A 24,610-nucleotide genomic window follows, 5' to 3' on the forward strand; every position below is an offset into this window, starting at 1 on the left:
CGTCAGTCTGTCATCCGTCTCGGACACCTGCGGAACGGGCTCCTCCAGCCGGGATTCCGGCCGGCTCCCTCCGACGTCTCGTCGCGGGCGACGCGGGTCCCACGTGTCCCGTCCCGTGCGGAGTCGCCAGGGATGGACAGGGCGGTCGCGCAGGCCGCCAGGGCGACCGAGCCGGCGATGGCGAAGGCGAGCAGGTAGCCGTGGGGGTGGGCACGGGGGCGTTCTCGACCATGCTGGTGTGGTGGACCAGTACGGCGGCGACGGCGGCGCTGGACACGGCCTGGCCGATCGTGCGCATCAGGACGTTGACGCCGTTCGCGGACGCGGTCTGCCCGGCCGGGACGGTGTGCAGGACGAGGGCCTGCAGCGCCGAGTACGCCAGCGTGGTGCCGGTGCCGACGACCGCCGCGCCCAGCATGATCATCCACAGGTCGCGGCTGTCCACGATCCGCACCGCGTAGCCGACGGCGATGACCAGCACCCCCGACCCGAGCGTGACGCGCGGGCCGCGGGCGGCCGAGATCCGGGCCGCGTCCCCGCGCGCCCCTCGGTCCGAGCCGGCGCTTGAGGCGGCGCAGCGCCTCCAGCAGGCCCTGTGGCGGGCCGCGCTCTGGATGGACAACAACTCCGGATTGCACCGCTGTTCGTAGCGGGCGAGGGCCTGCGGAGCGCCGGGGGGGCGCACAGCGCGTCAGCCAGGCAATGGCGTCCTCGGACCTCCAGCAGGCGGTGGCGGCCGATGCCGTGCCCCTCGTCGCCGGGCTGCCGGGCCGTCAGGTCCCGGACGTGGGCGACGTCTTCGTTCCAGCGGACGGGGCTCCCCTCGATGGTGCGCGCCGGCTCGGGGTCGTGTGCGTGGAGCCGTCGAGCAGTCCGCGCCACCAAATGACGCCCCAGCCGTAAGTGGAACCCTCCGGATCGCGTCAGCTTCAGCAGGTGAGACAGACCACTGAGGACACACCGGGCCGCGAAACACCACCAGGAACACGGCCTCCGCGAGAAGGAATTCCCCCTTCCGGAGGGCCACGGGTACCCGACACAGCAAGATCATCTTGGTTCAACCTTGCATGACATGTGGGCACTTGTCCGGATCACAGCCAACCGGGTGCGGGCGATTTCTCCCGCCCTCGGCGCTGCCGGTAGGCATGCGGGGTCGTCAACCGAACGAACCCAGGAGGTCCGTATGCCGGAACTCAGCCGTCGCCGCGCACTCACCGCCGCGGCCGCCCTCGCCACCGTGGCCGGTGTCCAGGCGGCCACCGCCCCCTCCGCGCCCGCGGAAGGGCACCGCCAGAACTCCCCGCAGGCCTTCGACGAGGTCTACAAGGGCCGCCTGATACAGGGCCGGCCTGCCGCACGCGGCGGCCACCACCACCACGGCGCCGGCTACGCCGTGTTCGTCGACGGAGTGGAGCTGCACGTGATGCGCAACGCCGACGGCAGCTGGATCAGCGTCGTCAGCCACTACGAACCGGTGGCCACGCCGCGCGCCGCCGCCCGTGCCGCGGTCGACGAGCTGCAGGGCGCCGAGCTGCTGCCGTTCCCCGCCAACTGACCAGTCCTGCAAGCACTCTGGAGCACCCGCACATGACCGTCCGCAAGAACCAGGCCAGTCTGACCGCCGACGAGAAGCGGCGTTTCGTCGCCGCCGTCCTGGAGCTGAAGCGCAGCGGCCGCTACGACGCCTTCGTCACGACGCACAACGCCTTCATCCTCGCCGACACCGACAGCGGGGAGCGCACGGGCCACCGTTCGCCGTCGTTCCTGCCCTGGCACCGCAGATTCCTGCTCGAGTTCGAGCGCGCGCTGCAGGAGGTGGACGCCACGGTCGCGCTGCCGTACTGGGACTGGAGCACCGACCGCTCGATACGGTCCTCGCTGTGGGCGCCCGACTTCCTCGGCGGCACCGGGCGCAGCCTGGACGGCCGGGTGATGGACGGGCCGTTCGCCGCGTCGACCGGCGACTGGCGGATCAGTGTGCGCGTCGACGGGCGGACGTTTCTGCGCCGCTCACTCGGCGGCGCCGTACGGGAGTTGCCGACCCGGGCCGAGGTCGACTCCGTGCTCGCCATGGCGACGTACGACATGGCGCCCTGGAACAGTGCCTCGGACGGCTTCCGCAACCATCTGGAGGGCTGGCGCGGCGTCAATCTGCACAACCGGGTCCATGTGTGGGTCGGCGGCCAGATGGCGACCGGTGTGTCGCCCAACGACCCGGTGTTCTGGCTGCACCACGCCTACGTCGACAAACTGTGGGCGGACTGGCAGCGGCGCCACCCCGGCTCCGGCTATGTGCCGGCCGCCGGGACGCCGGACGTCGTCGACCTCGGCGAGACGATGAAGCCGTGGAACGACGTGCGGCCCTCGGAACTGCTGGACCACACGACGTTCTACACGTTCGACGCGGCCTGATCAGGCCTCGGCCGTGCGGCACTCCGGGTGGCCCCAGCCCTGCGCGTTCTTGGCGATGGGCTCGCCCGCCGCGTAGGGACGGCCGCACACGCAGCGGCCGGGGAACTTGGCCTTGATGGTGCGGGACGAGGAGCCGCCGCTCTTCCGGGCCGCCGCCGGCTTGCGGCGCGGCGCCTTCGACGCCGGGGTGTCCGGGGAGGGCGGCGGCTCCGGGGAGCCGAGGTCGCTGCCCGCGGGCTCCTGGACGGTGGCGGCCTGGCTGGCGGCACGGTCGGCGAAGTCGTTCAGCGGGTCGCCGTCGACCTGGTGGGCGGGGACGTAGCGGAACTCGACCGAGCGGCCGTCGAGCAGTTCGTCGATGCGTACGACCAGGTCCTGGTTGGCGACCGGCTTGCCCGCGGCCGTCTTCCAGCCGTTGCGCTTCCAGGCGGGCAGCCAGGTGGTGACGGCCTTCATGGCGTACTGCGAGTCCATCCGGACCTCCAGCGGTACACCGGGGTCGACGGCCGTCAGCAGGCGTTCCAGCGCGGTGAGTTCCGCGACGTTGTTGGTGGCCCTGCCGAGCGGCCCCGCCTCCCAGCGGGCCGGGGTCTCCTTCTCGTCGGCGACGACCCAGGCCCAGCCCGCCGGCCCGGGGTTTCCCTTCGAAGCCCCGTCGCACGCGGCCACCACACGTTCACGCATGTGCCGATCATGCCATGGGCCGGCGGGCGGTCCGGTCTCGCCTCAGGAGACGTCCGTGGTCTGCGGCATCTCGCCCGAGGTCGTGGTGACGTCGATCACCGAGAAGCTGGCGCCCTGCGGGTCGCTGAGCGCCGCGAACCGGCCGAAAGGGCTGTCCATCGGGCCGAAGCGCAGGACGGCGCCGAGCTTGGTGGCCTTCGCGACGGCGTCGTCGCAGTCGGCGACGGTGAAGTAGACGTTGATGTACGGCGGCACCTCGGGCGGGAATTCCTCGGTCATCTTCATGCGGCCGAGGACGGTATGGTCGCCGACGTTGAACATGCGGAAGTCGATCCCGTCGTCCTCCATCTGCTTCGCCGTGTACGGGAAGACGGCGGAGAAGAACGGGTCGGACTTCTCGGGCTCGCGGGTGAAGACCTCGGCCCAGCAGAAGGCGCCGGGCTGCTCGGGCGGTGCCTCGAACCCCTCGTGCTGTCCCGCCTGCCACACGCCGAAGACGACGCCGCTCGGGTCGCGGCCCAGGCACATGGTGCCGAACTCGCCGACCTGCATCGGCTCCATCAGCACCTCACCGCCGTTGTCACGGATCTTGGCGGCGGTGCCGGAGGCGTCCGGGGTCGCGAAGTAGAGGCACCACTGCGACTGCTCCTCCTGGCCGGGCATGGGCGGCACGACCGCGGCGACCGCCTTGCCGTCCGCGTAGGCCTGGGTGTAGTTGCCGTATTCCGTCGACGCCTCGCCGAAGGTCCAGCCGAGGACGTCACCGTAGAAGCTCTTCGCTCCCTCGACGTCGCTGAACATCGCATCGGCCCAACAGGGTGTTCCCTCTGGTTGTACGGCCATGGCTGCGGCCCTCTCCGGATCGGTGGATGGTCCGCTTCCTCACGCTAGCCATCCGCCGGTCGAACCGCGCGCCGAACGCCTCCGGCCGTTTCAGACTGGGAGGGGACGGTCCACGGCGGACGGGGAGTGCTGTGACGGACGGGACGATGCATGCCTGGTCGGTGGTCGAGCCCGGCCCGGTGGAGGAAGGACCGCTCAGGTTCGTGGCGAAGCCGGTTCCGGTGCCGGGGGACGAAGAACTGCTGGTGCGGGTGCGCGCGTGCGGGGTGTGCCGGACGGATCTGCATGTCACCGAGGGTGACCTGGAGGTGCGTCGGGTCGGGGTGACGCCCGGGCACGAGGTGGTGGGGGTGGTGGCGGGCTTCGGGGCCGGGGTGAGCGGCTTCGAGGCAGGGGAGCGGGTGGGGGTGGCCTGGCTGCGGTGGACCGACGGCACCTGCGCCTACTGTGCGCGCGGGTCGGAGAACCTGTGCCCGGGGTCGCGGTACACGGGCTGGGACGCCGACGGCGGTTACGCGGAGTACACGACCGTGCCGGCCGCGTTCGCCTACCGGCTGCCCGGCGGCCTGGACGACGTGGCGTTCGCGCCGCTGCTGTGCGCCGGGATCATCGGCTACCGCGCGCTGCGCCGGGCGGCGCTGCCACCGGGCGGGCGGCTCGGGCTGTACGGCTTCGGAGGCAGCGCCCATCTGTGTGCGCAGGTGGCGCTGGCCGAGGGCGCCACCGTGCATGTGCTGACCCGTGGTGCGGCGGCGCGACGGCTGGCGTTGGACCTGGGGGCGGCGTCGGCGCGCGACGCGTACGACCTGCCGCCCGAGCCGCTGGACAGCGCGATCCTGTTCGCCCCGGTCGGCGACCTGGTCCCGGTCGCGCTGCGGGCCCTGGACCGGGGCGGCACGCTGGCGATCGCCGGCATCCACCTCAGCGACACGCCGCCGCTGCGCTACGAGAGCGAGCTGTTCTACGAGAAGCAGGTGCGCAGCGTCACCTCCAACACGCGTGCGGACGGCCGTGAGTTCCTGACGCTGGCCGCCCGGCACGGCGTCCTCGCCACCACGCACACGTATCCGCTGTCGCGGGCCGACGAGGCGCTCCGGGACCTCAAGGCGGGCCGCTTCGACGGGGCGGCCGTACTGGTGAACGACCTGTCCTGAGCGGCTCCCGGCGCCGGCCGGCAGACCGGGCCGGGGCGGTCGGGTGCCCCGTACGCCGCCCGTCCGGGTGAGTACGACCGGCGTGTGATCACGCCTGTGTTCGTGATGACGGCAGGCCGTGGCCGGCGAAGTGAAGCAGGAAGGCGCCCGTCGCCGGCCGTGCGGCGGTGCGTACGGTGTCGATGACTTCGGCGGACTCCGTCGGGTTGGGCGGGACGACGCAGTGCTTCCGCCCCCCCACACAGGGCGGGGTCGGTGACCGGCTCGGTGAGCCTCTTGATGTGGACGCCCTGCCGACCGTGGCCGCCTGGCTGGGGCACTGCACGGTCTCCAGGTCGTCCTGAGGCTGTCGCGTGCCGTCCGTGCGGCGGTCCAGCAGGTCCGCGATCAGCCGGACCGTCTCCTCGTCGCAGCGGCCCTGGAGCGTGACCGAGCTGCCGTCGACGGTGAAGGTGACGGACGGGGCGGCGGAGCGGGTCGCGCGCCATGCGGCGTAGGAGAGGGCGAGGTTGAGGGCGGCGATGCCGTGGCCGAGCACGAGGTCGATCAGGTCGGCGGCCCCCATGGCCCCGTCGCCGGGCCGTGCGGAGCCCAGGCTCAGGTCGGCGTGCCGGCGGATGTCCCGGTCCCGGCGCAGCCAGCGGTACAGGTCCAGGGGCCGACGCCCCATCGCCTTCGCCGACCTGGATCTCGATACGCATGGTTCTCCCCTGTCGCGGTTCCTTGCGGGCGCACCACGCCAGGGCTGGACGGCCTTCGCATTCATGGCCGTTGAGGGGCGTCACTCGATCGTGGTGGGCGGCCGCAGTACGTGGATGACGTCCCGAGGCCGCCGCGCATCTTCCCCCTTGGGCCCGGCTGTGCTTGCCTGGGGAGCCCATTTCGGTGGCCGGGGCGGGAGTTGCGGCATGCGGAGACCGTGGACCGTGGGGATGCTGCTGGCCGTGCTGCTGCTCGGCGCGTGCGGGGATCCGGCGTCCGAGCCGGTGGCGGCACCGCCTCCGGAGCTGCCGAGCGCGTCGGCGACCACGCACCAGCCGGCACCCGCCTCGCCGAGCGCGCCGGTCAAGGCGCCGACCGTGCTGTATCTGGGCGACTCGCTGGCGATGGAGGCCCAGAAGGTGCTGGGCCAGGAGTTGCGCAAGGACCTGCGCGCGCGGTACACGAGCGCCCCGTACTCGGGGACGACCCTCTGCGACTATCTGGAGGGCACGGGCGAGCAGTCCCTCGTACCGGTCGCGGACAAGGCGGCCGCCCTGGTGCGCGGGCTGCGGCCGGACTTCGTGGTCCTGCAGTTCTGGGGGAACGCGTGGGGCTACACGCCGTGCATGGGCGGCATCACCCACGACGCCTCACCCGAGCGGTACTTCAAGCGGTACGCGGCCGACATGAAGCGGCTCACCGACCAGATCGCCGCGGCCGGAGGCCCCCGGATCGTCTGGGTGCTGCAGGGCCCCGACCCGATCACGCCCGACCGGGTCCGGCGGGTCAACGCGCTCTACGAGGAGCGGGCCGCGGCCTCGGGCGATCTGGTCGCCGACGCCGGGAAGGCGGTGAGCGCCGCCGACGCCCGCCACCGCTGGGTCCAGTACCTGCCGTGCACGGCGTACGAACGCGATCACCCCGACTACTGCACCCAGCCGGGACGCGACCGGACCGCCCTGCACCGGGACGACGACTATCTGCACTTCTGTCTGGCGCCGACGACGTCCACGCCGAAGCCGTGTCCGGTCCGCTCCCCCGGCATCCTGCGGATCGCCCGGGAGATCACACGGGTGATCGGCGCGAACCCGTAGCGTCGGCCGCCCTTGGCGCGGGCGGCCGACCCGCTACAGCTCACTCGCCCGCGGCCGCCTGCTCCAGGGCCGCGATGTCGATCTTGCCCATCGCCAGCATGGCCTTCATCGCGCGAGCCGCCTTCTCCGGGTCCGGGTCGGTGGTCAGCTCGATGAGGCGGTCGGGGACGACCTGCCAGGAGACGCCGTACCTGTCCTTGAGCCAGCCGCAGGGTCCGGGCTCGCCGCCGCCCTCGGTGAGCCTGGTCCAGTAGTAGTCGACCTCCTCCTGGTCCGCGCAGGCGATCATGAAGGAGATCGCCTCGTTGAACGTGAACTCCGGGCCGCCGTTGAGTCCGAGGAACCGCTGACCGTTGGCCGTGAACTCGACGGTCATCACGGAACCGGCGGGACGCGGACTGCCCTCGGTGTAGTGGGCGACCTTCCCGAGGCTGGAGTTCTTGAAGATCGAGACGTAGTAGTGGGCGGCTTCCTCGGCCTGGTCGTCGAACCAGAGACACGTGGTGAATCCGTCGGTGGCCATGAGTACCTCCTGGGCGTGGAACGCGGTCGTCTGTACCGACTGATCGACCCCCCGGAACTCATCGGCCGGACGGCGCCTTGATATGGATGGCTGTACCACCGATCGGAACTGGCATCGCGACCATGACGTCCTCGCCCGCAGACAGCACCGGCCCTTCCGCACCGAGCTGATGCGCCGCCTCGGCTACGAGCGGTTCGGCGCGCAGGGCGGCGACTGGGGTGCGGCCATCTCCCGCGAGCTGGGCCGCGCGCACCCGGACCGGGTGCTCGGCATCCACCTCAACCTGCTGCCGGGCGCGCAGGCGGCCACCGAGCCGACGCCCGAGGAACTGGCGGCGCTCAGCCCCGAGGAGCGCGAGCGGACGCTCCTGTCGTGGCGCCGGTGGGCCGAGTGGTCGCGCGAGGGCACGGGTTACTACGGCATCCAGCACACCCGGCCGCAGACCCTGGCGTACCGGCTCCATGACTCTCCCGTCGGTCAACTCGCCTGGATCATCGAGAAGTTCAGGGAGTGGACGGACTCGGCGGAGCTGCCCGAGGAGGCGGTGGACCGGGACCGGATGCTGACCGACGTGACGCTGTACTGGCTGACCGGGACGGCCGGTTCGTCGGCCCGGATCCACTACGAGCGGGCCCACGCCACCCACGGCCGTATCGCCCGGCCCGCCGAGCCGTCGACCGCGCCGACCGCACTCGCCCTCTTCCCGGCCGAACCACAGGTCGCGCTGCGGCACAAGGCGGAGCGGACCGAGAACCTCGTGCGGTGGACGGAGTTCGACCGGGGCGGGCACTTCCCGGCGATGGAGGAGCCGGACCTGCTGATCGGGGGCGTGCGGGCCTTCTCCCGGCAGCTGCGCGAGAAGGGCGACGGCTGACCGCTCTGCCCTCGGCGAATCTGCTGCGGGCCTAGAAATCCCCGCCGGGCTCGGGACCGGGCCGAGAGTGGAGATCGCGGCGACCTCCGCCGTACGACATCACGCCTCGACAAGGAGTGCTCATGTCCCCACTCATCGCCGGCCCCGGCCCGGCCCTGCTGCCCCGGGCCGAGGAGGGCGACACCGCGCCCACGCGGTTCGACGACCAGCTGGCCGGCCAACTGCTCGCGCAGCGCATCGTGTTGCTCGGCACCCAGGTCGACGAGGTCTCCGCGAACCGGGTCTGCGCCCAGTTGCTGATCCTGTCCGCGGAGGACCCGCGCACCGACATCAGCCTGTACATCAACAGCCCGGGCGGGTCCGTGCACGCGGGTCTCGCGATCTACGACACGATGCGGCTGATCCCGAACGACGTCTCGACGCTGGCGATGGGCTTCGCGGCCAGCATGGGCCAGTTCCTGCTGAGCGTCGGCGCGGTCGGCAAGCGGTACGCCCTGCCGAACGCGCGGATCATGATGCACCAGCCGTCGGCGGGCATCGGCGGCACCACGGCGGACATCGAGATCCAGGCGGAGAACCTGGAGCAACTCAAGCGGTCCATCGAGCGGATCACCGCCGAGCACACCGGGCAGAGCCCGGAGACGATCTCCCGGGACGGCGACCGCGACCGCTGGTTCACGGCCGAGGAGGCCAGGGAGTACGGCATGGTCGACCGGGTCGTGGAGTCCCTCGCGGACGTCCGCCCGGCCGCCTCGAAGCGACGGATGGAGCTGTAGCGATGGGGACGTACACGATTCCGAATGTCGTCGAGCGGACCCCGCAGGGCGAGCGGTCGTACGACGTGTTCAGCCGGCTGCTGTCCGAGCGGATCATCTTTCTCGGCACCGAGATCGACGACGGCGTCGCCAACGTCGTCATCGCGCAACTCCTCCATCTGGAGTCGGCGGCACCCGAGAACGAGATCGCGATCTACATCAACTCCCCCGGCGGCTCGTTCACTTCGCTGATGGCGATCTACGACACGATGACGTACGTACAGGCGCCGATCTCGACGTTCTGCGTCGGCCAGGCGGCGTCCACGGCGGCCGTGCTGCTGGCCGGCGGGGATCCCGGGCGGCGGTTCGTGCTGGAGCACGCGCGCGTGCTGCTCGGGCAGCCGGCCACCGGCGGCAGCCGGGGCACGGTCTCCGACCTCGCGCTCCAGGCCAAGGAGATGGTCCGGATCCGCGCCCAGGTCGAGGAGGTGCTGGCCCGGCACACACACCACGACATCGCGACGCTGCGCGCGGACATGGACCGCGACAAGGTGTTCACCGCCGAGGAGGCCGTGGCGTACGGCCTGGCCGACGAGGTGGTGAGCCGGCGTCTGGCGGCGGTCTGAGCGTCAGGCGACCAGGCAGAGTCCGTTGTACGGCGTGGTCGACGCCCTGCGGACGGCTGTGTGCCGCTGCCGGGTGAGCTCTCCCTGGGCCAGCGACAGCAGGTCGCCGAGACCGAGTCCCAGGGCGTGGGCGGCGGCCGCGAGGACCTCCGAGGAGGCCTCCTTGCGGCCCCGTTCCACCTCCGACAGGTACGGCATGGAGATCCGGGCCGCGTCGGCCACGTCCTTGAGCGTGCGTTCCTGGGCGAGGCGTTCACGGCGCAGGACGTCGCCGACCAGGTCACGCAACAGGGGTTCCCTGGGCGGGGGCTCGGTGGCGGGGCGGTCGGACACTGGGCGGGCGGTCCCTGGACGCAGGGGGATCACGCGGGCTTGGTTCGGCGCTTGTTCGCTCACCTCTTCAGCCTAGAAGCGTTGGACGCGAGGGGAAGGGGTCAGCATTCTGCCCTGGGTGGAATCGCGGAGGCGGAGGGTGCGGGCATGGCCGTGCGGGAGACCTTCGACGAGGACCCGAAGCTGTACGACCGGGCGCGGCCCCGGTATCCGTCCGCTCTGGTCGACGAGTTGGCACGGACGGCAGGTCTCGGTCCGGGGCGCCGCGTCCTGGAGGTGGGGCCCGGGAGGGCCAACTCACCCTTCCGCTGGCGGAGTTCGGCTGCCAGGTGACCGCCGTGGAGCTGGGGCCGGCCATGGCCACGGCGGCCCGACAGCGTCTGCGGGAGTTTCCTCAAGTCGACGTCGAGGTGTCGGACTTCGAGAGCTGGCCGCTGCCGGACGAGCCCTTCTACCTCGCGGTGTGCGCGACCGCGTGGCACTGGGTCGACCCGGCTGTGCGGGTTCCCAAAGCGGCCGACACACTGCGTCCCGGCGGGCGACTCGCGCTCGTCTCGACCGAGCATGTGGCGGGCGGCAGCGTCGGCTTCTTCGCCGAGGCGCAGCGCTGCTACGAGCGCTGGGACCCGGCCACTCCGCCCGGTCTGCGTCTCCAGCCGGAGGAGGAGATCCCCTCCGACACCGGCGAGCTGGAGGATTCCCCGAGCTTCGGGGACGTGGCGGTGACCCGCTACCGCCAGGACACCACGTACACCGCCGACGAGTACATCGACGTCCTGCTGACGTACTCGGGCCACCGTGCGCTCCGGGAAGACCTCCGGCACGGCCTGCTGACGGCAACTGCCGGTCCGCCGCCCTCACTCCTCGCTGAGTCGCAGCACGGCGCGCACCCGCTTGCCCACCGGCACCCGCTCCACGGCGATCTCGGTGGCCAGCGCGTGCACTATCTCCAGGCCGTGCCGTCCGACGCGTTCCGGGTCCTTCGGGAAGAGCCGGGGCACGGCGGAGCTGCTGTCGTAGACGGAGACCGTCAGTGAGTCGTCCGTGCCTTCGAGGTCCAGGATGTACGGCCCGTTGCTGTGCCGGTCGGCGTTGGTGACCAGCTCGCTGACGACCAGGAGCACCTCGTCCTCGGCGCGGTTGCCGATCTCGGCGCACCACTCGGTCCTGAGCCGGCCGAGGAAGCGCGCGGCGAAGGACCGCGCCTCTGCGATGCATCCCGGTTCGCCGCTGTAATGCGCCGCCCGTCGTAGCGGTTCCACGGGCACGTCGAAACCAGTCGGAATCACTGCCCCGTCCACGTGCTCGATCATGCGTTTCTCTCTCGGAAGCCGGACTGGCCGGAAGCCTGCTGCACCAGTCCTCGTACCCAGTGCCGGGCGCCGCAGTCCCCGCGGCGGCCCGGTGACTCACAGTGCCGGTGACTCCGGAGCACTGTACGTGGACGCCGACTGGGTTGTGGGGGTCGTCGTGTCGGAGGCGAGCGGGGACTCCACGGGGGACGTCTCGGGCGTTTCCGGCTCCGTCGTCGGGGGCTCGGACGTCGGGGGTTCCGAGGTCACGGGCGGTGAAGGGGTCGGGGCCCGTCTTGCCCGCGGACTGGAGGAAGACCTCGCCGCCCTTGCCCGAGCCGCCGTCGCCGCGGCTGAAGACCACGGCGAGGATCACGGCGGCCACCACCACGGTGGTGAGCACCGCCATCCGGGGCACGGACCGCCACCAGGGGCGGTGCGGTCCGGGCTCGGGGGTCTCCCCTCCACCGCTGCCGCCCGGCGGTTGCGAGGGCGGGCCCGAGGGCGGCTGGGAGGGCGGGCCGGAGGGCGGCTGGGAGGGTCCCGACAGAGGCCCCGAGGGCGGTCCTGTGGGGCGACCGGAGGGCGGAGGTTCGACGCTCACGGGGCCTTCTTCCCGACGCGGAATTCCAGCGGCATTTCGATATGTAGTTACCGTTGTCACCGCTATCTGCTACTACCTCACTACTGCGTGCTCCGGGTCCGTGTCGCTCGCAAGCCGACGCGGACGGACCTCCCGGCGGGCGCGTCGCCCGGGCCCTGCTTAGCGTGGGCAGGGTGAGTTCGCGAACCCCCTCCGACCAGGCCGTCGCCCGTCACGGCTGGCCGCAGGCCGTCGCCGTGGTGCTGGCCGGGCTGGTCGCCATGGGGCTGACGGCCGCGCTGGGGCTTTGGGCGGCAGGCGCGGCGGAGCTGCCGGACGGTGCCTTCCCGCGGGTGGTCGCGGCGACCGTGGTCACGGCCGTCGGTGGCACGATCGAGCTCTCGGGGAACGCCGGCGGTCTCGCCGAGTCGGACGCGGGGCTCACCGTGATCCCGCTGTCCGTCACGCTGGTCGGGGCCCTGGTGATCGCCGCCGGCTTCCTGCGTCCGCTGCGGCACCGCGCGGTCGCCGGGGCCGCGGAACTGGCCGGCTGGGCCGGCCGGATCGCCGCACTGTGGCTGCTCGCACTGCTGGCCCTGGCCTTCGCAGCCCGCCAGACCTTCACGTTCTCCGTCGGCGACGAAACGATCGACGAGCTCGGCGACCTGTTCGGTGTCTCGCCGAAGGTCGGCTTCGAGACGGATGTGCCGGTGACCCTGTTCTTCGGGCTGCTGTGGCTGGCGGGTGTGCTGGTGCTGGCCCTGCTGGTGTCCCGCGCAGCGCCGCTGCCGCCCCGGCTGCTGCGGTTCCAGGAGTCGGTGCGGCCGGCCGCGTACGCCATGGTCGTGCTGCTGCTGGCGTACGCCTGCCTGGGCGTCGTCATCGGGCTGGTCGTGGCGGTGACGCGCGGTCATGCGGTGGAGACGCTGGCCGTGCTCCTGCTCGGGCTGCCGAACCTGGCGTGGCTCGCGCTCACGCTCGGTCTCGGCGTGACCTGGAACGGGCAGGTGGAGGGGCCGTTCGGGCTGCCGATGCCGCATGTGCTGGACGAGGTGCTGCGCGGCAAGGACGTCGCCGAGCTCAATCTGAGCACGCTCGGCGAGCAGGACGGCAGGGTGTGGTGGCTGGTGGCCGTGGACGCGGTGCTGCTGCTGGCAGCGGCCTTTGTGATGGCGAAGCGCTCGCCGGCCCGGATGCGCCTGTGGCAGCACGCCGTGCACATGGCGGTGGCGCTCGCGCTCACGGTGCTCATGATCTGCCTCGTCGGCCGGATCTCCGCGCACTACGGCCTGTCGGTGCTCGGCATCGGCGACCTCGGCGGTGATCTGGGCGGTGAGCTGTTCCTGGATCCCGAGGTGTGGACGGCGATCGGCCTGGCCCTGCTGTGGGGGCTGGTCACCGGCTTCCTCGGCGGCCTGCTGGCCAAACCGGTACGCAGGCGGGGTGCGGCCGGCTAGGGAAGCGGCCGGAACACCGGCTCGGCCCAGTGCGGCGGCTGCTTCGGCCCTTCCCTCGGGGGTGCCAGGACCCTCAGGTCCACCTCTGTCGGTGCGTGACCGGTCGCCGGGCCGCCGGCCATGGCGGAGCGCAGGGCGGCGACGAAGTCCAGGCAGGAGTCGTAGCGGTCGTCGGGGCTCTTGGCCAGGGCCTGGGCGAGCACGGCGTCGGCGGGCGGGGGGAGGTCGGGGCGTGCCTCGGTGAGCGGGGGCGGTTCGTCGTACTGGTGGGCCCACAGCAGGGCCACGTCGTCGTCGCGGCGGAAGGGTGGGCGTGAGGGCGACCGTGCGCTCCAGGCGCAGGTCCCGGGCCTGGTAGACGACGGCCATGCCGCCGCGGCCGATCTCGCGCTCGATGCGGTAGCCCGCGACCTGTCGGCCGATCAGCTCGGAGGGCCGGCCGGAGAAGAGGCTCGTCTCACGTGCCATCGGGCGTCACCACCTGGGTGGGGGCGTGTCCGGGGTCCTCGGCGGTGGCGCGGGGCCCGTCGTCCGTGGCGTAGGTGGCCGAGCGGGTGCCGTCGGCGTAGACCCAGCGCTCGTGTGCGGCGTCGTAGAGCCACACGGACTCCCCGTCGACGCCGATCCCGATCCGCAGCCCCTTTGTACGGCTGTGGAAGGACTCGCCGTCGAGGGCGCCGGCCGCGAGGTCCTCGACCGCGCTGCGGTAGCGGGCCGGCGTCTCCTCGGCGCGGGCGACCAGGGGGCGCGGGTCGGCGGCGCGGGTGAGGGGGCTGTCGGTGGCGGGCGGGTCCTGGGGCACGGCGACCAGGTAGCGGCCGTCGACCCAGGCGGACCAGCCGTTGGCGCACAGGACCTGCCCCCAGTCGCCGCGCCGCTCCATGAGCTGCACCGGCAGCAGCGGGTCGAGGGGGAGAGTGGGCCGGGCGGGGTCGGGGGCCTCCCAGGCGGGCATGCCGTGCTGGGGGACGACGTGGGTGGGCCGGAAGCCGGGGGGCGGCGAGAATGCCATCGGGGCGCCTACTTCCGCATCACGACGGGTTCATGGCGGCGCAGCAGCCGGGAACACGACGAACCCGAAGACCGCCGACAGCACGACCATCATGCCGATATTGCGCCTGGGCTGCGGGAGGGGGCGAGCCTCAGGCGACGGGCACGACCAGTCCGGGGAGGGTCCGCTGCATGCGCAGGGCGTCCACGGACTCGGCCAGCAGCTCGTACTCGGTGGTCTCGTCGCCGGTGGCGATCCGAACGAGCCGTCCGGCGGCCAACTCGTCGGCGCACAGCTCCTGTTGGGCCATGTCACCGCACCAGGCGCGCAGTACGGCCGGCACGTCGGGCACGGTGTCGGCGACCGGCACGAGGGCGCTCGGCGGGAAGTGGTCCGCCTCCGGCTGCGGGTCTAATCGCTCGGCGATCCAGGAGGCACGGTCGCGCAGCCACCACAGGGCGAGGGCGAGCGTGGGCGCCCGGTAGGTTCCCAGCGGTACTCCGATGCGCCGGCCGCCGCAGGTGCCGTACGCGGTGACATGGCACAGGAATTCGTCGTGCACGTCTCACTCCCCCGTGGTGCGCTCGTCTGTCGGCCGGGCCTCGCTTTCCGTGCGGCTCAGGTGCGGTGCAGAAGTGCGGGTGGTGCGGGCAGTGCTTCGGTGCGGCTCGCGCGTACGGCGCCCAGTGCGGCTCGCGCCCTGTGCGCTGTGCGTGACGGCGCCTTCGCTCGACGTGAAGGGCCTTAGCTGTCGAGTATGTTCACTCCTGAACCACTGTCACCACGACTTTCCGGCCAGTCTCCTGGCATATTCACCGCCGCTGTTGGCCGAAATCTGACGCCATCCATAGCTCCATCATGGCCCTGGGCTACGGCACGCACACGCTGCCGGTGAAGGCCGAGGTGCGCCGGGCGATCGGCAAGGAGGAAGGCGACACGGTGACCGTGCGTCTGGACGAGCGGCTCGGCTCCAGAGACGGCTCAGGTCCTGGCGGGCGTCCGCACCTCCAGGACCTGAGCGAGCGTCCTACTTCTTGATCACCGCTTCGATGCGGGCCAGCTCCTCGGCGTCGAAGTCGAGGTTCCGGGTGGCCGCGACGCTGTCCTCGATCTGCTGCGCACTGCTCGCGCCGACGAGGGCGGAGGTCACCCGCCCGCCGCGCAGGACCCACGCCAGGGCCAGCTGGGCCAGGGACTGACCGCGGGACTTGGCGATCTCGTCGAGGGCGCGCAGCTTGCCGACCAGTTCCTCGGTGACCGCGTCGGAGTGCAGGAACGGGCTGTCGCTCGCGGCCCGCGAGCCCTCCGGGATGCCGCCGAGGTAGCGGGCGGTCAGCAGGCCCTGCTCCAGCGGGGAGAAGACGATCGAGCCGACCTGGAGCTCGTCGAGGGCGTCCAGGAGGCCCTCGTCCTCGGGGCGACGGTCCAGCATCGAGTAGCGCGGCTGGTGGATCAGGAGCGGGGTGCCCAGCTCACCCAGGATGCGGGCGGCCTCGCGGGTCTGCTCCGCCGAGTAGTTGGAGATGCCGACGTACAGCGCCTTGCCCTGCTGGACCGCAGAGTGCAGGGCACCCATCGTCTCCTCCATGGGAGTGTCCGGGTCCGGGCGGTGCGAGTAGAAGATGTCGACGTAGTCCAGGCCCATCCGCTTCAGGCTCTGGTCCAGCGACGACAGCAGGTACTTGCGGGAGCCCCACTCGCCGTACGGGCCGGGCCACATCAGATAGCCGGCCTTGGTGGAGATGACCAGCTCGTCGCGGTACGGCGCGAAGTCCCCCTTCAGCGTCTCGCCGAGCGCGGACTCGGCGGCCCCGGGCGGCGGGCCGTAGTTGTTGGCCAGGTCGAAGTGGGTGACGCCGAGGTCGAAGGCCCGGCGCAGGATCGCCCGCTGGTGCTCGACCGAACGGTCCGCCGGGCCGAAGTTGTGCCACAGACCGAGGGACAGCGCGGGGAGCCTGAGGCCGCTGCGGCCCACGCGCCGGTAGGGCATGTCCGCGTAGCGGTCAGGGTGTGCGGTGTACAACGCGACTCCAGAGGGGTTGGCACACGAAGGGACGGTTCAGATGATGACGCCTGAACCGGTATCCAATCTCTCGCGAGCTGCGGGCAGTGGTCCAACAGGTAAATCAGATGGAATTCAGCGGATACGCTTCTCAATCATGGAACTGCGCCATCTCCAGCACTTCGTGGCGGTCGCCGAGGACCAGCATTTCACCCGGGCCGCCGAACGCCTCATGGTGTCCCAGTCGGGGCTGTCGGCGTCGATCCGGGCGCTGGAGCGCGAGTTGCAGACCCCGCTGTTCGTGCGGACGACCCGCCGGGTGACGCTCACCCCGGCCGGGCGGGCCCTGCTGTGCGAGGCGGAGCGGATCCTCGCCCAGGTACGGGCGGCCCATGAGGCGGTGGCCGCGGTGCAGGGCGTGCTGCGCGGGATGCTCGCGCTCGGGTCGGAGCAGTGCATCGCCGGGGTGCACGTGGCGGGGCTGCTGGCCGCGTTCCGGCGGCAGCATCCGGACGTGGAGATCTGCCTGCGGCAGGCAGGGTCGGGCGCGCTGGCGGAGGAGGTCGCGGCCGGGCGGCTGGACCTGGCGTTCGCGGTGCGTACGGCGGAGGAGGACACCGACCAGCTGCGGACCGTACCGCTGACCAGCGAGCCGATGACGGTGCTGTGCCATCCCAGCCACCGGCTGGCGGCCGTCGGTGCGGCCGTGACGCCGGAGGACCTGGGCGGCGAGGTGTTCGTCGACTTCCACCCGGACTGGGGGCCGCGCCGCACCACCGACGCCGTGTTCGCCGCGGCCGGAGTCCGGCGGGCGGTCGCGCTGGAGGTCAACGACGTGCACAGTCTGCTGGACCTGGTGGACGAGAACCTCGGCATCGCCGTCGTACCGCGGCACTTCCGGGACAAGCGCCGGTCGCTGACCGCCCTGCCCGTGAAGGGCACCGGCGAGACGGTCTACGAGACGGTCGCCCTGCTGCCGTACCCGCAGGCCACCAGTCCCGCGGCCCGGGCGCTGATGGCCCTTCTGGACACTGGGGGCGCGTGACGGACGGCTTTGCGCGATGGTGGAGCCATGCATGCAAAGGACATCCTCATCGACGCGTACAGCCGCATCCAGGAAGAAGTCCACGCCGCCGTCGAGGGCCTCGAAACCGACGGCCTGCACGCCCGCCCGTCCGATGCCGCCAACTCCGTCGCCTGGCTGGTCTGGCATCTCAGCCGGGTCCAGGACGACCACATCGCCGACGCCTTCGGGCTCGACCAGGTGTGGCTGTCACAGGACTGGGAGAAGCGGTTCGGACTGGACCTGCCGCGCGGTGACACCGGGTACGGGCACAGCCCGGCGAAGGTCGCCAAGGTGTGGGTCGAGGACGGCGACCTGCTGACCGGCTACTACGACGCCGTGCACACGCAGACGCTCCTGGCCCTGCGCGCGCTGACCGCGGCGGACCTCGAGCGCGTCGTGGACGAGCGCTGGGATCCGCCGGTCACCCTCGGCGTACGGCTGGTCAGCGTCCTGTCCGACGATCTCCAGCACGTCGGACAGGCCGCCTACGTCCGCGGGCTGCTTCAGAGCGCGGCCGCGTAACCCGGCAGGACGACGTCCTCGATGAGGGCGTTGCGCTCGTCGAACGGGATGAACGCGCTCTTCAGGGCGTTCACCGTGACCGTGCGCAGGTCCTCGACGGTCCAGCCGGCCTCCTCGACCAGCAGGGACATCTCGCGGGTCATCGTCGTGCCGGACACCAGACGGTTGTCGGTGTTGAGGGTGACGCGGAAGCCGAGGTCCTTCAGCGCGGTGATCGGGTGCTCGGCGATCGAGGTCGCGGCGCCCGTCTGGAGGTTGGAGGTCGGGCACATCTCCAGGGCGATCCGGCGGTCCCGGACCCAGCCCGCGAGCCGGCCGAGCTTGCCGTCCGCGAGGTCGGGGATGTCGTCCGTGATGCGCACGCCGTGGCCGATGCGCTGGGCGCCGCACACCTGGAGGGCCTGGTGGATGCTGGGCAGGCCGTGCGCCTCGCCGGCGTGGATGGTGAACGGAACGCTCTCGCGGCGCAGATGCTCGAAGGCGGCGAGGTGGTCGGCGGGCGGGAAGCCGTCCTCGGCGCCCGCGATGTCGAAGCCGACGACACCGGCGTCCCGGAAGGCGACGGCCAGGTCGGCGGCCTCCTTCGTGCGGTCGAACATCCGCATCCCGCACAGCAGAGTGCCGACCCGCACCGGGGTGCCCGCGGCCGCCGCCTTCGCCATACCCGCCGCCAGGCCCTCCTGGACGGTCTCGACGACCTCGGCCAGGGTCAGACCGCCCCGGACGTTCAGCTCGGGGGCGTAGCGCACCTCGCCGTAGACGACGCCGTCGGCGGCGAGGTCGAGGACGTACTCCTCGGCGGTGCGCAACAGGCCCTCGCGGGTCTGCATCACCGCGAGGGTGTGCTCGAAGGTGGCGATGTAGCGCACCAGGTCGCCGGAGTTCGCGGCGTCGTAGTACCAGGCGGCGAGCTCGTCCGGGTCCGTGGTGGGCAGGGTGTGGCCGACCGCGTCCGCGAGCTCCACCACGGTGGCGGGGCGCAGGCCGCCGTCGAGGTGGTCGTGCAGGACGGCCTTGGGCAGGCGGCGGAGGGTGTCGGTGGATATGCGGGGCGCGGTCATGTGCGTGTTCCTTGGCGAGGTTCTCAGTCGGTGGCGGGCTGGAGCAGATCCCAGCGGTTTCCGTGCAGGTCCTGGAAGACGGCGACGGACCCGTACGGCTCGTGGCGCGGCTCCTCCAGGAAGGTCACGCCCGCCGCGAGCATGCGGGCGTGGTCCCGGGCGAAGTCGTCGGTGTGCAGGAAGAAGCCGACCCGCCCGCCGGTCTGGTCCCCGACCCGGCCGCGCTGCGCCTCGCCCTTGGCCCGGGCCAGCAGCAGCCCGGTGCCCTGCTGCCCGGTGCCGGGCTGTACGACGACCCAGCGGGAGCCGTCCGGGCGCGGAGTGTCCTCGGCGAGACGGAAGCCGACGGCCTCGGTGTAGAAGCGGATCGCCTCGTCGTAGTCGTCGACGACGAGGGTGACCAGGGCGATGTGTCGCATCGGGGCCTTTCCGGGGTGGGATCAGCGGGAGAGGTTATACGTAAAACCTGCTGGACGCCAGTCGCTGCCGGACCTAGGTCGCAGGCCCGAGCCGGGACGGGCCCCGAGCCCGACGCGCGGCCGCCGACGAGGCCGCTACCGTCCCGGCCATGGAGATCACCAAGCCGCCTCGCGGCCCCGTGGAACGCAAGGCCGATGTCCTGGCGCGGCTGGAGAAGGAGATCGACATCTGGGTGGCCTCGGCGGACGCCGACGGACTGCCCTGCATGGTCCCGCTGTGGTTCGTGTGGCACGACGAGTCGGTGTGGCTGGTGACCCGGCTGACGAATCCGACCGGCCGCAACCTGCGGGACGGCGGCCGGACCCGGCTGGCGTTCGCGGACACCCGGGACGTCGTACTCATCGACGGCGACGTGGAGACGTACGCCCTCCAGGAGGTTCCGGAAGCGGCGGCCGAGGCGTTTCTCGCGAAGACGGGCTGGGACCCGCGACAGGACAGCGCGTCGTACGCCTTCTTCCGGGTCCGGCCCCACGCGGTGCAGGCCTGGCACGAGCAGCGCGAGCTGCCCAAGCGGCACGTCATGCGGGACGGCGAGTGGCTGGCCTGATCGGATCCGCTGTCCGGTGACGGGGTTCGCGGGCTGACTGACTCTCAGCTACTGTCCAGATGACGGACGTTGAGCCGGATCGCACCCGCGGCCACGTTCTCGACGAGGTGGTCGGGGTTGCCCGTGCCGGGGATGGCGAGCACGTGCGGGCCCTGTCCCAGTGTCCAGGCGATGCGGATCTGGGCGGGGCTCGCGTCGTGTTCCCGTGCGAGGGCGAGGACCTCCTCGTCGTGAGCGGTGGTCGCGCCCTCCGCTCCGGCCTCGCCGGCCACGGCGTAGAACGGGACGAAGGCGATGCCCTGTTCGCCGCAGAGACGCAGGAGTTCGTCGGTGTCGGCGTCGTGGCGGTCGAGGGCGTAGCGGTTCTGCACGCTGATCACGGGCGCGATGGCCTGTGCCTCGGCGAGGTGCCGGGGTGTCACGTCGGAGATGCCGAGGTGCCGGATCAGGCCGGCCTCGCGCAGTTCGGCGAGGACGCCGAAGTGCTCGGCGATGGAGTCCTGCCGCATGCGGCGCAGGTATACGAGGTCCAGGTGGTCGCGGCCGAGTTGGCGGAGGTTCTCCTCGACGTGGCCGCGGAGTTGGTCGGGGCGGGCGGAGGTGCCCCATGCGCCGTGGTAGTCGCGGTAGGGGCCGACCTTCGTGGCGATGAGCAGGTCGTCGGGGTACGGGGCCAGCGCGGTGTTGATGAGTTCGTTGGCGGAGCGGAGGGCGGAGAAGTAGAAGGCGGCCGTGTCGATGTGGTTGACGCCAAGGTCAATTGCCTTGCGCAGCACGGCGATCGAGCGCAGCCGGTCGCTCGGCGTGCCCTGGTGGAAAGCGGCGCTGCCCGTCAGCCGCATCGCGCCGAGGCCGACGCGGTTGACGGACAGGTCGCCGAGATTCCAGGTACCCGAGGCGTCCGCGGTGATCGTTCCGGAGGTCATCGGCGGAGTGTCGCACACGGGCGTCCGGTGCCAGCAGTGCAGTGCGCCGCCGGCTCGTCCGGGCCGCCGAACCTCACCCCGCTGAGGACGGCGGCCGCACCGAAGGCATCACGCAGCCCAAGTAGAGGAAGGTCCGTTCCGGAGTACGTGGCCTTCGGCGAGCAGGAGATGGGCGGCGGTGCAGGTGTACGCGCACGACGATCGTGGACCCGGCACGGGGTGGCCGGTCCCGGTCTGCCGGCGCGACATCAAGTAGCAGGTCGGGACGTTGGTGGCCACCCTCAGACGCTGAGGGTGTCGAGGAGGGCTTTGGTGACGTCGTCGGTGGTGACCGCGCCTCCGACGTCGCGGGTGAGGATGCCCGCGGCCGTGGTCGCCTCGATCGCCTTGTGCAGGCGGGCCGCCTGGTCAGGCAGGCCGAAGTGCTCCAGCATCAGGGCCGCGCTGCCGACCGCGCCGATCGGGTTGGCCAACCCCTGGCCGGCGTTGTCCGGGGCGGAGCCGTGGACGGGCTCGAACATGCTCGGGAAGCGGCGCTCGGGGTTGAGGTTGGCGCTCGCCGCGAGGCCCAGGCTGCCGGCCGGCGCGCTGCCGAGGTCGGAGAGGATGTCGGCGTTGAGGTTGGAGGCGACGACGACCGACAGGTCCTCCGGGCGCAGCACGAACTTCGCGGACATCGCGTCGACGAGGACGCTCTCGGTCTCCACGTCCGGGTAGTCGGCGGCGACGCGCTTGAAGACGTCGTCCCACAGGACCATGCCGTACTGCTGGGCGTTGCTCTTGGTGGCCGACGAGACCTTGCGACGGGCGCGGGTACGGGCAAGGTCGAAGGCGAAGCGCATGATGCGCTCACAGCCCACCGCGGTGAACAGGGCCTACTGGACGGCGACTACGCCGCCCCGCCCGCGGCCGGAGAGGTTGCGGCCGCCGAGGCCCGCGTACTCGCCCTCGCTGTTCTCGCGGACGACGACCCAGTCCAGTTCGGCGTCGTCGGCGTTGCGCAGCGGGCTCTGCACACCGGGCAGGAAGTGCACGGGGCGGACATTGGCCCAGTCCGGCGCCGTCGGCTGGCCCACCGTCCCGAGCGCGTCAGCTGGGCGACCCCGGCTACTGACGCCGACCGCACCGCCGTGGCGGTGGAGTGTGGGCGCGTGATCTGACCGTCAGCCCTGCGGACGTGGCACACTCTCGTTCTTGCGCTGGAGGTAACGTGCGTGTCCGCGCCGTCCTGTGCGTTCCATGAGCGGGAGGGCGTGCCGGGACAGTCTGGGTGAGACCGCCATCAGGCGGGAGACGATGCTGTCCTCGTACGGCAGGAAGACCTCCAGGCGGGTGCGCAGGGCGCGTTCGTAGCCGCGTACGACGTCGGCCGACCCCTCCGACAGCTCCACCGAGGAAGCCCTCGCCCTCTTCTCACACCTGCTGACCACCGCCGGCCTCGGCGCCGCCGACCCAAGCGGCACCGAAGATGACACGGAAGATGTGAGCATGCCCTCGAAGCCAGGCTGACAGGCAGTCCCCCTGCCCGAACACCTGTCGGCTGTTCACCAGCCTGCCGGTTGCAGGAGTCGATCCCGAGGGCGCCCCCTCCCGGTGATTCAGACAGCCGGAACTCGCACGAATCGCCCGGTTACGTGCAGGTCGCCTTCGATGCGAACGGCTGTGGCCCGCAGTTCCGGCAAGATGGTCGTGACGCATTCCGCGGCGGGGCGGCGACCGCTGTGCATGGTGACGTTGATCGCCGCGATGAGGCTGCCGTCGCGGCCATGCACCGGTACGGCGATCGAGCGAAGCCCTTCTTCCAGTTCCTCATCGACCAGGGCATAACCGTCCTCGCACACTCGGTCGAGAATCAGCTCGAGGTCGGCGGGTCGGGTGACGGTGCGAGCGGTCAGTGCCCCCATCCGCACGCGCGCCAGCCGGGCAGTGCGCTCCTCGGCCGGCAGTCCCGCCAACAGCACCCGGCCCGTGGAGGTCACATGGGCGGGCACGCGCGCGCCCACGGCGATGCCGACGTCCATGATGCGTCCCGCGGCGACCGAGGCCGCGCACTGGACATCGTCACCGGCGAGCACTGCCAGGGACGTCGAGTCCTCCACCTTGCGGGTGAGGGCGGCGAGGTGGGGTTGCGCGATCCGGGCGAGTGTCGTCTTGGACAGGGGCGGGAAACCGAGGGCGAGGACGCGTGGAGTGAGCCGGAAGACCCGCCCGTGCAGCGTGACGTGACCGAGGTGTCCCAGGGTTATCAGGGCACGGCGAGCCGTGGCGCGGGACAGGCCGGTGGCTTCGGCGACCTCGGTGAGGGTCAGCTCCGCACGGCCCTCACCGAACGCGGTCAGCACGGTCAGGCCGCGGGCCAGGGATTCGATGAACTCCCCGCCCAGTTCCTGTTTGGACACGCTCGTCCAGGTGGCGAGCCCGACGGGAGTGCTCTTGCTCGGCGGCTCGGGAGGCGGAGCGTCGGCCAGCTTCCGTTCCATGACGGTCACGGCAGTACGGAGCCTGGGGAGCAGGGAGTCGCGCAGCGAGTCCGCGTTGTGCCGACTGGTATGGCTCACGACGCTGGCCACACAGGCGATCCGGCCGTCGGGGGCGCGAACCGGAACGGCTGCGGCGACGAGGCCCGGCTCGATCAACTGGTCGTCCATCGCCCAGCCTTGGGCGCGCGCCCGTTCCACCCGTTCTTCGAAGGCTGTGGTGGCGGTACGGTGCGATCGAGGAGGGACCGCCGGGAAGCCGAGGTCCTCGGGGTCGGCCGCTTGCCGCTTGTGCCACCGCGCCCACTCCTCCGCGCTCCACTCGGTTGCCAGCAGCGGGCCCGGCGCGGTGCGTTCGGCGGGCAGCAGGTCACCGATGCGGAAGCTCAGCGACAGGGCGCGGCGGCGGATCGCCTGATGGATGAAGCGGATGCCGTCACCGTCCGCCACCGCGAGGGACACCGACTCGTCGAGTTGGTCGGCGAGGGCATCGGCGTGCGCACTCAACAGAGCGGGAAAACGCAGCGCGGCCAGGTACGCGTTCCCCAGCTCCATCAGGCGGGGGGCAAGGACGGCGTTGCTGCCGTCCATCCGCATGTACCCCATGTGAGCGAGTGTTCCGGTGACCCGGTCGATGGTGGCGCGGGCCAGACCGGTGGCCCGTCCCAGGTCGCTGAGGCCGGCCCTCCCTCCGGCGTCGGTGAGCTCGCGCAGCACGGCGATACCCCGGATGAGAGGGGCCACGGCTTCCTCGGGTGGCGCGGGAGCCGCCATGGGGTCGGCAGGCGTCAGGGCGTGGGGCGATGTCATGGACTCTCCGCGGCGACTGTCTCAGCACTGTAGTGAATGATGCCTGGTGAGGACAGAGAGCCGACAGGTCTGGGTGGCCGTGACGAGCCCACGGCAACGCCCGTCGCGCGGGGCGGTGTGTTCCGGCCAGTCGCCAAGGCCGGTGCTGCTCCGTGCTGCCGTCGCGGGGGCACGGCATCAGGACCGGCTAGCCGGGGACCTTCAGCTCGGCCTCGATGTCGGCGGCGGTGTCCAGGAGCGGCGGCAGCAGATCGTGGCGTATCGAGTCCGGCGTTCGCCTGCTGACGTGGGTGGAGAGGTTGATGCCTGCCACCACCCGTCGTGCTTCGTTCCGGATGGGTACGCCGATCGATACCAGACCCTGTTCCAGTTCCTGGTCCACCAGGCACCAGCCTT

The 24,610-nt window shown here is 71.6% G+C and carries 27 protein-coding genes and 7 pseudogenes; 15 read left to right on the forward strand and 19 right to left on the reverse strand.

Going from position 1 to position 24,610, the window contains the following annotated elements; translation table 11 throughout:
* Positions 1-62 precede the first annotated feature (62 nt).
* Positions 63-532, reverse strand: a pseudogene (locus AQJ91_RS56905) (MFS transporter); the annotation flags it as partial.
* Here AQJ91_RS56905 and AQJ91_RS54910 point away from each other — a divergent pair.
* Complete coding sequence (locus AQJ91_RS54910; protein ID WP_067034173.1) at positions 471-650, forward strand: hypothetical protein; 180 nt, start codon at positions 471-473, stop codon at positions 648-650. The pseudogene AQJ91_RS56905 and the gene AQJ91_RS54910 overlap by 62 nt on opposite strands.
* A 64-nt stretch (positions 651-714) precedes the next feature.
* Here the strand turns inward: AQJ91_RS54910 and AQJ91_RS56910 are convergent.
* Positions 715-923, reverse strand: a pseudogene (locus tag AQJ91_RS56910) (FAD-dependent monooxygenase); the annotation flags it as partial.
* A 260-nt stretch (positions 924-1,183) separates the two neighbouring features.
* On the opposite strand from AQJ91_RS56910, the gene melC1 reads away from it, so the two are divergent.
* Positions 1,184-1,555 carry an apotyrosinase chaperone MelC1 gene (gene melC1 / locus AQJ91_RS43495; RefSeq protein WP_067034179.1) on the forward strand — a complete coding sequence of 124 codons (372 nt, stop codon included), beginning with the start codon at positions 1,184-1,186 and terminating at the stop codon, positions 1,553-1,555.
* A gap of 32 nt (positions 1,556-1,587) precedes the next feature.
* On the forward strand, positions 1,588-2,412 hold the full coding sequence (gene melC2 / locus AQJ91_RS43500; protein WP_067034182.1) for a tyrosinase MelC2: 825 nt from the start codon (positions 1,588-1,590) through the stop codon (positions 2,410-2,412).
* Here melC2 and AQJ91_RS43505 read toward each other — a convergent pair whose 3' ends face one another.
* Positions 2,413-3,096: a ribonuclease H family protein gene (locus tag AQJ91_RS43505; protein ID WP_067034184.1), complete on the reverse strand. Its 684-nt coding sequence runs from the start codon at positions 3,094-3,096 to the stop codon at positions 2,413-2,415. It abuts the gene before it with no gap.
* Between the two features lie 42 nt (positions 3,097-3,138).
* Positions 3,139-3,939 (reverse strand): VOC family protein, encoded by an 801-nt coding sequence (locus tag AQJ91_RS43510; protein WP_067034187.1) that lies wholly within the window; start codon positions 3,937-3,939, stop codon positions 3,139-3,141.
* Positions 3,940-4,085: 146 nt separating this feature from the next.
* On the opposite strand from AQJ91_RS43510, the gene AQJ91_RS43515 reads away from it, so the two are divergent.
* Complete coding sequence (locus AQJ91_RS43515) at positions 4,086-5,093, forward strand: zinc-binding alcohol dehydrogenase family protein (RefSeq protein ID WP_199848180.1); 1,008 nt, start codon at positions 4,086-4,088, stop codon at positions 5,091-5,093.
* Positions 5,094-5,181: 88 nt separating this feature from the next.
* Here the strand turns inward: AQJ91_RS43515 and AQJ91_RS54915 are convergent, their stop codons facing one another.
* Entirely contained in the window at positions 5,182-5,763 is a 582-nt protein-coding gene (locus tag AQJ91_RS54915; RefSeq protein WP_067034194.1) for an effector-associated constant component EACC1, read from the reverse strand.
* Positions 5,764-6,001: 238 nt separating this feature from the next.
* On the opposite strand from AQJ91_RS54915, the gene AQJ91_RS43525 reads away from it, so the two are divergent.
* Positions 6,002-6,889 carry an SGNH/GDSL hydrolase family protein gene (locus tag AQJ91_RS43525; RefSeq protein WP_067034197.1) on the forward strand — a complete coding sequence of 296 codons (888 nt, stop codon included), beginning with the start codon at positions 6,002-6,004 and terminating at the stop codon, positions 6,887-6,889.
* A 40-nt stretch (positions 6,890-6,929) separates the two neighbouring features.
* Here the strand turns inward: AQJ91_RS43525 and AQJ91_RS43530 are convergent, their stop codons facing one another.
* Positions 6,930-7,412, reverse strand: a complete 483-nt coding sequence (locus AQJ91_RS43530) for a VOC family protein (protein WP_067034203.1) — start codon at positions 7,410-7,412, stop codon at positions 6,930-6,932.
* Between the two features lie 163 nt (positions 7,413-7,575).
* Between AQJ91_RS43530 and AQJ91_RS43535 the strand changes: the two are divergent.
* From AQJ91_RS43535 to AQJ91_RS43545, 3 genes and pseudogenes are all read left to right on the forward strand, one after another.
* Positions 7,576-8,286 (forward strand): annotated as a pseudogene (locus AQJ91_RS43535) (alpha/beta fold hydrolase); the annotation flags it as partial.
* A 122-nt stretch (positions 8,287-8,408) separates the two neighbouring features.
* Complete coding sequence (locus tag AQJ91_RS43540) at positions 8,409-9,062, forward strand: ATP-dependent Clp protease proteolytic subunit (RefSeq protein WP_067034206.1); 654 nt, start codon at positions 8,409-8,411, stop codon at positions 9,060-9,062.
* A 2-nt stretch (positions 9,063-9,064) separates the two neighbouring features.
* A complete protein-coding gene (locus AQJ91_RS43545) occupies positions 9,065-9,667 on the forward strand; it encodes a ClpP family protease (RefSeq protein WP_067034209.1) in 603 nt (200 codons plus the stop codon).
* Positions 9,668-9,670: 3 nt separating this feature from the next.
* Here the strand turns inward: AQJ91_RS43545 and AQJ91_RS43550 are convergent, their stop codons facing one another.
* Positions 9,671-10,063 (reverse strand): helix-turn-helix domain-containing protein, encoded by a 393-nt coding sequence (locus AQJ91_RS43550; protein WP_067034212.1) that lies wholly within the window; start codon positions 10,061-10,063, stop codon positions 9,671-9,673.
* A gap of 84 nt (positions 10,064-10,147) precedes the next feature.
* Here AQJ91_RS43550 and AQJ91_RS57980 point away from each other — a divergent pair, with 84 nt between their 5' ends.
* Both AQJ91_RS57980 and AQJ91_RS57985 read left to right on the forward strand, forming a co-directional pair.
* Positions 10,148-10,333, forward strand: coding sequence for a hypothetical protein (locus AQJ91_RS57980; protein ID WP_067034214.1), 186 nt, complete (start codon positions 10,148-10,150; stop codon positions 10,331-10,333).
* A 5-nt stretch (positions 10,334-10,338) separates the two neighbouring features.
* Positions 10,339-10,488 (forward strand): annotated as a pseudogene (locus tag AQJ91_RS57985) (class I SAM-dependent methyltransferase); the annotation flags it as partial.
* Between the two features lie 369 nt (positions 10,489-10,857).
* Here the strand turns inward: AQJ91_RS57985 and AQJ91_RS53060 are convergent.
* Positions 10,858-11,313: an ATP-binding protein gene (locus AQJ91_RS53060; RefSeq protein ID WP_107122700.1), complete on the reverse strand. Its 456-nt coding sequence runs from the start codon at positions 11,311-11,313 to the stop codon at positions 10,858-10,860.
* Positions 11,314-12,069: 756 nt separating this feature from the next.
* Between AQJ91_RS53060 and AQJ91_RS43565 the strand changes: the two genes are divergently transcribed.
* Positions 12,070-13,332: a streptophobe family protein gene (locus AQJ91_RS43565; RefSeq protein WP_067034219.1), complete on the forward strand. Its 1,263-nt coding sequence runs from the start codon at positions 12,070-12,072 to the stop codon at positions 13,330-13,332.
* Here AQJ91_RS43565 and AQJ91_RS51270 read toward each other — a convergent pair.
* The 3 genes and pseudogenes from AQJ91_RS51270 to AQJ91_RS43580 form a co-directional block, all read right to left on the reverse strand.
* Positions 13,329-13,800, reverse strand: a pseudogene (locus AQJ91_RS51270) (hypothetical protein). The gene AQJ91_RS43565 and the pseudogene AQJ91_RS51270 sit on opposite strands and share 4 nt — an antisense overlap.
* Positions 13,790-14,344, reverse strand: coding sequence for an SH3 domain-containing protein (locus AQJ91_RS43575; protein ID WP_067034225.1), 555 nt, complete (start codon positions 14,342-14,344; stop codon positions 13,790-13,792). The pseudogene AQJ91_RS51270 and the gene AQJ91_RS43575 overlap by 11 nt, the downstream one beginning before the upstream one ends.
* Positions 14,345-14,474: 130 nt before the next feature.
* Complete coding sequence (locus AQJ91_RS43580; RefSeq protein ID WP_067034228.1) at positions 14,475-14,885, reverse strand: hypothetical protein; 411 nt, start codon at positions 14,883-14,885, stop codon at positions 14,475-14,477.
* Between the two features lie 287 nt (positions 14,886-15,172).
* Between AQJ91_RS43580 and AQJ91_RS56920 the strand changes: the two are divergent.
* Positions 15,173-15,292: pseudogene (locus tag AQJ91_RS56920) on the forward strand (DUF1905 domain-containing protein); the annotation flags it as partial.
* Between the two features lie 58 nt (positions 15,293-15,350).
* On the opposite strand, the gene mgrA reads toward AQJ91_RS56920, so the two are convergent.
* On the reverse strand, positions 15,351-16,346 hold the full coding sequence (mgrA, locus tag AQJ91_RS43590; protein WP_067034234.1) for an L-glyceraldehyde 3-phosphate reductase: 996 nt from the start codon (positions 16,344-16,346) through the stop codon (positions 15,351-15,353).
* A 136-nt stretch (positions 16,347-16,482) separates the two neighbouring features.
* Here mgrA and AQJ91_RS43595 point away from each other — a divergent pair, with 136 nt between their 5' ends.
* Together AQJ91_RS43595 and AQJ91_RS43600 are read left to right on the forward strand one after the other, a co-directional pair.
* Positions 16,483-17,370 carry a LysR family transcriptional regulator gene (locus AQJ91_RS43595; RefSeq protein ID WP_067034236.1) on the forward strand — a complete coding sequence of 296 codons (888 nt, stop codon included), beginning with the start codon at positions 16,483-16,485 and terminating at the stop codon, positions 17,368-17,370.
* Between the two features lie 27 nt (positions 17,371-17,397).
* Positions 17,398-17,913, forward strand: a complete 516-nt coding sequence (locus AQJ91_RS43600; RefSeq protein ID WP_067034239.1) for a mycothiol transferase — start codon at positions 17,398-17,400, stop codon at positions 17,911-17,913.
* Here AQJ91_RS43600 and AQJ91_RS43605 read toward each other — a convergent pair.
* Together AQJ91_RS43605 and AQJ91_RS43610 are read right to left on the reverse strand one after the other, a co-directional pair.
* The gene (locus AQJ91_RS43605; protein WP_067034242.1) at positions 17,895-18,974 is read right to left on the reverse strand and encodes an adenosine deaminase; all 1,080 of its coding nucleotides are present in this window, start codon (positions 18,972-18,974) and stop codon (positions 17,895-17,897) included. The genes AQJ91_RS43600 and AQJ91_RS43605 overlap by 19 nt on opposite strands.
* Positions 18,975-18,997: 23 nt before the next feature.
* Positions 18,998-19,393, reverse strand: coding sequence for a VOC family protein (locus AQJ91_RS43610; protein ID WP_067034245.1), 396 nt, complete (start codon positions 19,391-19,393; stop codon positions 18,998-19,000).
* A gap of 149 nt (positions 19,394-19,542) precedes the next feature.
* Here AQJ91_RS43610 and AQJ91_RS43615 point away from each other — a divergent pair, with 149 nt between their 5' ends.
* Entirely contained in the window at positions 19,543-20,001 is a 459-nt protein-coding gene (locus tag AQJ91_RS43615; RefSeq protein WP_067034248.1) for a pyridoxamine 5'-phosphate oxidase family protein, read from the forward strand.
* Between the two features lie 44 nt (positions 20,002-20,045).
* Here AQJ91_RS43615 and AQJ91_RS43620 read toward each other — a convergent pair whose 3' ends face one another.
* From AQJ91_RS43620 to AQJ91_RS43640, 5 genes and pseudogenes are all read right to left on the reverse strand, one after another.
* Entirely contained in the window at positions 20,046-20,927 is an 882-nt protein-coding gene (locus AQJ91_RS43620) for an aldo/keto reductase (RefSeq protein ID WP_067034251.1), read from the reverse strand.
* 281 nt (positions 20,928-21,208) lie between these two features.
* Positions 21,209-22,003: pseudogene (locus AQJ91_RS43625) on the reverse strand (isocitrate/isopropylmalate dehydrogenase family protein).
* An 87-nt stretch (positions 22,004-22,090) separates the two neighbouring features.
* Positions 22,091-22,318: a hypothetical protein gene (locus AQJ91_RS43630; RefSeq protein ID WP_067034254.1), complete on the reverse strand. Its 228-nt coding sequence runs from the start codon at positions 22,316-22,318 to the stop codon at positions 22,091-22,093.
* A 207-nt stretch (positions 22,319-22,525) separates the two neighbouring features.
* A complete protein-coding gene (locus AQJ91_RS43635; RefSeq protein ID WP_067034257.1) occupies positions 22,526-24,214 on the reverse strand; it encodes an IclR family transcriptional regulator domain-containing protein in 1,689 nt (562 codons plus the stop codon).
* 187 nt (positions 24,215-24,401) lie between these two features.
* Positions 24,402-24,610, reverse strand: a 209-nt coding sequence (locus AQJ91_RS43640; protein WP_324618055.1) for an IclR family transcriptional regulator domain-containing protein, incomplete at its 5' end; no start/stop codon positions are given.

The sequence above is a fragment of the Streptomyces dysideae genome, assembly GCF_001514305.1.
Taxonomy (GTDB): Bacteria; Actinomycetota; Actinomycetes; order Streptomycetales; family Streptomycetaceae; genus Streptomyces; species Streptomyces dysideae.

Excerpts from the sequence above, each read along its gene's own strand:
- AQJ91_RS43595 (WP_067034236.1), top strand. The coding sequence starts at position 16,483 with ATGGAACTGCGCCATCTCCAGCACTTCGTGGCGGTCGCCGAGGACCAG.
- melC2 (WP_067034182.1), top strand. The coding sequence starts at position 1,588 with ATGACCGTCCGCAAGAACCAGGCCAGTCTGACCGCCGACGAGAAGCGG.
- AQJ91_RS43575 (WP_067034225.1), bottom strand. The coding sequence starts at position 14,344 with ATGGCATTCTCGCCGCCCCCCGGCTTCCGGCCCACCCACGTCGTCCCC.
- AQJ91_RS43605 (WP_067034242.1), bottom strand. The coding sequence starts at position 18,974 with ATGACCGCGCCCCGCATATCCACCGACACCCTCCGCCGCCTGCCCAAG.
- AQJ91_RS43600 (WP_067034239.1), top strand. The coding sequence starts at position 17,398 with ATGCATGCAAAGGACATCCTCATCGACGCGTACAGCCGCATCCAGGAA.
- AQJ91_RS43515 (WP_199848180.1), top strand. The coding sequence starts at position 4,086 with ATGCATGCCTGGTCGGTGGTCGAGCCCGGCCCGGTGGAGGAAGGACCG.
- AQJ91_RS53060 (WP_107122700.1), bottom strand. The coding sequence starts at position 11,313 with ATGATCGAGCACGTGGACGGGGCAGTGATTCCGACTGGTTTCGACGTG.
- AQJ91_RS54915 (WP_067034194.1), bottom strand. The coding sequence starts at position 5,763 with ATGGGGCGTCGGCCCCTGGACCTGTACCGCTGGCTGCGCCGGGACCGG.
- melC1 (WP_067034179.1), top strand. The coding sequence starts at position 1,184 with ATGCCGGAACTCAGCCGTCGCCGCGCACTCACCGCCGCGGCCGCCCTC.
- AQJ91_RS43635 (WP_067034257.1), bottom strand. The coding sequence starts at position 24,214 with ATGACATCGCCCCACGCCCTGACGCCTGCCGACCCCATGGCGGCTCCC.
- AQJ91_RS54910 (WP_067034173.1), top strand. The coding sequence starts at position 471 with ATGACCAGCACCCCCGACCCGAGCGTGACGCGCGGGCCGCGGGCGGCC.
- AQJ91_RS57980 (WP_067034214.1), top strand. The coding sequence starts at position 10,148 with ATGGCCGTGCGGGAGACCTTCGACGAGGACCCGAAGCTGTACGACCGG.
- AQJ91_RS43610 (WP_067034245.1), bottom strand. The coding sequence starts at position 19,393 with ATGCGACACATCGCCCTGGTCACCCTCGTCGTCGACGACTACGACGAG.
- AQJ91_RS43545 (WP_067034209.1), top strand. The coding sequence starts at position 9,065 with ATGGGGACGTACACGATTCCGAATGTCGTCGAGCGGACCCCGCAGGGC.
- AQJ91_RS43505 (WP_067034184.1), bottom strand. The coding sequence starts at position 3,096 with ATGCGTGAACGTGTGGTGGCCGCGTGCGACGGGGCTTCGAAGGGAAAC.
- AQJ91_RS43615 (WP_067034248.1), top strand. The coding sequence starts at position 19,543 with ATGGAGATCACCAAGCCGCCTCGCGGCCCCGTGGAACGCAAGGCCGAT.
- AQJ91_RS43540 (WP_067034206.1), top strand. The coding sequence starts at position 8,409 with ATGTCCCCACTCATCGCCGGCCCCGGCCCGGCCCTGCTGCCCCGGGCC.
- AQJ91_RS43620 (WP_067034251.1), bottom strand. The coding sequence starts at position 20,927 with ATGACCTCCGGAACGATCACCGCGGACGCCTCGGGTACCTGGAATCTC.
- AQJ91_RS43525 (WP_067034197.1), top strand. The coding sequence starts at position 6,002 with ATGCGGAGACCGTGGACCGTGGGGATGCTGCTGGCCGTGCTGCTGCTC.
- AQJ91_RS43530 (WP_067034203.1), bottom strand. The coding sequence starts at position 7,412 with ATGGCCACCGACGGATTCACCACGTGTCTCTGGTTCGACGACCAGGCC.
- AQJ91_RS43510 (WP_067034187.1), bottom strand. The coding sequence starts at position 3,939 with ATGGCCGTACAACCAGAGGGAACACCCTGTTGGGCCGATGCGATGTTC.